Genomic DNA, 3,260 nt, shown 5'->3' with positions numbered 1-3,260 from the left:
CGTGGTGCTGGCCCTCAAGCACGGCCGGCGCCTGCACCTGGCGCGGCTGATGGCGCAGACCATGCGCCGCGCCGCCGGGCCGCTGCCTGCCGATGCCGTGCTGGTGCCGGTGCCCTCGCACCGCTGGCGGCTGTGGCAGCGCGGCTTCAACCAGGCGGCGCTGATCGCGCAGGCACTAGCGCGGCAGGGCGGCCAGCCGCTGGCCGTCGATACCTTGGCCCGCATAAAGCCCACGCGCTCCACCCGTGGCCTCACCCGGCGGCAACGCCTGAAGAACGTGGTTGGGGCCTTCCGCGTCGTCCGTCCCCACCAGGTCGCCGGCCGCCATGTCGTGCTGGTGGATGACGTGATGACCACCGGCGCCACCGTGACGGCCTGTGCCGCCATGTTGAAACGGGCCGGGGCGCGACATGTCGAGGTCTTGACCTTTGCCAGAACCCTGCGCGAGTGACGCCGAGAAGGATGGAATGACCGGCCATGGCGAAGATTGAGATCTACACCAAGTTCCTCTGCCCCTATTGCACGCGCGCCAAGGCGCTGCTCAACGCCAAGGGCGTGCCCTTCGAGGAGATCGACATCTCCACCGGCGGCCCACGCCGCAGCGAGATGCTGGAACGCTCGGGCGGCCGCCAGACGGTGCCGCAGGTGTTCATCGACGGCCGCCACATCGGCGGTTGCGATGATCTGCACGCGCTCGACAGAGCCGGTGGGCTGGATCCGCTGCTGGCCGCGTGAGCGTGCGTCTCGCCCTCGTCCAGACCAACACCGGGATCGATCCCCGGATGGAGGCCGTGCACCTGCCGGCCCAGATCGCCAAGGCCGCTGCCGACGGCGCGCAGATCGTCTTCACGCCGGAAATGAGCGGCCTCCTCGATCGCGACCGCGCGCGGGCCGCCAGCCACATCGCGCATGAAGCCGATGACGTGGTTCTGAGCGCCGTGCGCGAGGCGGCGGCCCGCCACGGCGTCTGGGTGCAGCTCGGCAGCCTAGCGCTCAAGGGCGCGGGCGAAAAGTTCGTCAACCGCGGCTTCCTGATCGCGCCCGATGGCAACATCACCGCCCGCTATGCCAAGATTCACCTGTTCGACGTGGCGTTGGGGAGCGAAAGCTGGCGCGAATCCGCCGCCTATGACGCCGGTGACACCGCCGTGCTGGCCCAGACGCCGTGGGGCGGCCTTGGCCTCACCATCTGCTATGACCTGCGCTTTCCGGCGCTGCACCGGGCACTGGCCGAAGCCGGCGCGGCGATGCTCGCGGTGCCGGCGGCCTTCACCCGGCCCACGGGCGCTGCCCATTGGCATGTGCTGCTGCGCGCCCGCGCCATCGAAACCGGCTGCTGGGTGATCGCCGCGGCGCAATCGGGCATCCACCAGGATGGCCGCGCCACCTATGGCCACAGCCTGGTTGTCTCGCCGTGGGGCGAGGTGACGCTTGACATGGGGGAGGCGCCCGGCATCGGTCTGGTCGATATCGACCTGGGCCAAGTGGCCGCCGCCCGGGCCAAGGTGCCGGCGCTGGACCATGCCCGCCCGTTCCGGCTGGAGCGCGCATGATCGTCTATGACCTGGTGTGCGATGCCGCCCACCGTTTCGAAGCCTGGTTCGGCAACAGCGCCGATTACGAGGACCAGCAGGCCCGGGGCCTCATCGCCTGCCCGGTGTGCGGATCGGGCACGGTGGGCAAGGCGGTGATGGCGCCGGCCGTGCCCGCCAAGTCGAACCAGCAGGGCCAGCGCGCCAGCCTCGCCAACGATGATCCCATGGCCCGGCTGCTGATGCTGCAGCGCGCCTTTGAGGCCAGCAGCGATTACGTGGGCGACCGATTTGCCGAAGAGGCCCGCGCCATCCACGCCGCCGGCGAGGCGCGCAGCGTGCACGGCGAGGCGACCCCCGAGGAGGTGAAGGCGTTGCGAGAAGAGGGCGTGCCGCTGTTGCCGCTGCCCTTCCGGCCGCGCGCGCGCTCCGATGCCTGAACGGCAGTTTCCGCTTGAAACGCGGCGCGCATCATGGCCTTGGAAGGCCGGCGCGCACCCGTAGCTCAGCAGGATAGAGCGACGGTTTCCTAAACCGCAGGTCGCAGGTTCGAATCCTGCCGGGTGCACCATCCTCGCGCCTTTATCACGCTCGAACCTGCGATGTGACTGTCGCCCTGCTCTGCAGGCGGGGGTTCAGATCCTGCCGGGCGCACCATTTGGGCCCGAAGTGGTCAGCGGGCCTGGGACAGGGCGGCCACCAGGGGCGCAGCGCCGGCCGAGTCGAAATACTCCCGGGCCTCGGTCACCTTGCCGTCCGAGACCTGCCCAACAACAACCACGGCCAGATCGATCCGGCCGCCACCCAGCAGGCTGGCCCTCACCGCATGCTCTTCGACAAAGCCGCCCGGCGTGGCCGCGCGCACCGGATTGGCATAGTGAAAGCCGCTGGCAACGGCGTGGACCTGTGCATTGAATGCCAGCAGTGTTTCGAGATTCATCGGTGCGCCGCCGTTCTGGCGAAGCTGGAAGTCATTAGCGCACAGGCGGCGCACACCATCATCATCGCCGGCCGACAGGGCCTCGAACAGCGCCTGCGCGATCTCTTCCACGGCCCTCCCGGCACCCTGATCGCAGGCGGCGCGCCGCCTGTCGACGCACCTGCTAGCCGCTCTGACCGGGCCGCTTGGCGCGCAGGGTCGGGGGCGCCTCCAGCGGGTTCTCCGGCCACGGATGCTTCGGATAGCGGCCTTTCAGTTCCTTCCGCACATCGGCCCAGCTGCCCGCCCAGAAGCCGGGCAAGTCCCTGGTCACCTGGATCGGACGACCGGCGGGCGACGTGAGACGCAGGGTGAGCGGCACACGGCCCTCCGCCAGCACGGGATGGCGGGCCAGACCGAACAGCGCCTGCACGCGCACCTCAACTGCCGGGCCGCCATCTGCGGCATAGTCGATCGCATGACTGCTGCCGGCCGGGGTTTCGAGCCGCGCCGGCGCCAGCTGGTCCAGTCGCTGCCGCTGCGGCCAGTCGAGCATTGCCAGCAGCGCCGCGGCGAGATCGGCATCGTCCAGTGCGGACAAGCGCCGACTGCCGGCCAGTGCGGGTGCCAACCACGCCGACAGACTGGCCAGCAAGGCCGCATCATCCATGGCCGGCAGCCCTGCCCCGTGCGCATTGGCAAAGGCGACACGAGCGCGCAGGGCGCGGGCCTGTTCTCCCCAGCCCAGCAGCGCCAGCCCGCGCCCTGCCACCGCCTCCAGCAGCGCCGCCGTGACCGCCGCCGGGTCC

The 3,260-nt window shown here is 70.2% G+C and carries 6 protein-coding genes and 1 tRNA gene; 5 read left to right on the top strand and 2 right to left on the bottom strand.

What is annotated here, in order from left to right; translation table 11 throughout:
• The 5 genes from GJV64_RS12870 to GJV64_RS12850 all read left to right on the top strand — a co-directional run.
• The coding region (locus tag GJV64_RS12870) for a ComF family protein (RefSeq protein ID WP_164157708.1) at positions 1 to 451 on the top strand (451 nt) is incomplete at its 5' end.
• Between the two features lie 26 nt (positions 452 to 477).
• On the top strand, positions 478 to 735 hold the full coding sequence (grxC, locus tag GJV64_RS12865; RefSeq protein WP_164157706.1) for a glutaredoxin 3: 258 nt from the start codon (positions 478 to 480) through the stop codon (positions 733 to 735).
• A gap of 2 nt (positions 736 to 737) precedes the next feature.
• The gene (locus tag GJV64_RS12860) at positions 738 to 1,553 is read left to right on the top strand and encodes a carbon-nitrogen hydrolase family protein (RefSeq protein WP_164157710.1); all 816 of its coding nucleotides are present in this window, start codon (positions 738 to 740) and stop codon (positions 1,551 to 1,553) included.
• A complete protein-coding gene (locus GJV64_RS12855) occupies positions 1,550 to 1,972 on the top strand; it encodes a DUF1178 family protein (RefSeq protein ID WP_164157705.1) in 423 nt (140 codons plus the stop codon). The genes GJV64_RS12860 and GJV64_RS12855 overlap by 4 nt, the downstream gene beginning before the upstream one ends.
• Before the next feature lie 54 nt (positions 1,973 to 2,026).
• Positions 2,027 to 2,103, top strand: a tRNA-Arg gene (locus tag GJV64_RS12850).
• 102 nt (positions 2,104 to 2,205) lie between these two features.
• Here GJV64_RS12850 and GJV64_RS12845 read toward each other — a convergent pair.
• A complete protein-coding gene (locus tag GJV64_RS12845; RefSeq protein WP_164157703.1) occupies positions 2,206 to 2,583 on the bottom strand; it encodes a nuclear transport factor 2 family protein in 378 nt (125 codons plus the stop codon).
• 52 nt (positions 2,584 to 2,635) lie between these two features.
• Positions 2,636 to 3,260: ATP-dependent helicase C-terminal domain-containing protein (locus GJV64_RS12840; protein ID WP_328799189.1), on the bottom strand; the 625-nt coding region annotated here is incomplete at its 5' end.

Origin of the sequence: Sandarakinorhabdus rubra, assembly GCF_010994245.1 — a bacterium.
GTDB classification, from domain to species: domain Bacteria; phylum Pseudomonadota; class Alphaproteobacteria; order Sphingomonadales; family Sphingomonadaceae; genus Sandarakinorhabdus; species Sandarakinorhabdus rubra.
Note: the sequence above shows the minus strand (reverse complement) of the source record. Positions and strands in the feature narration are given on the sequence as shown.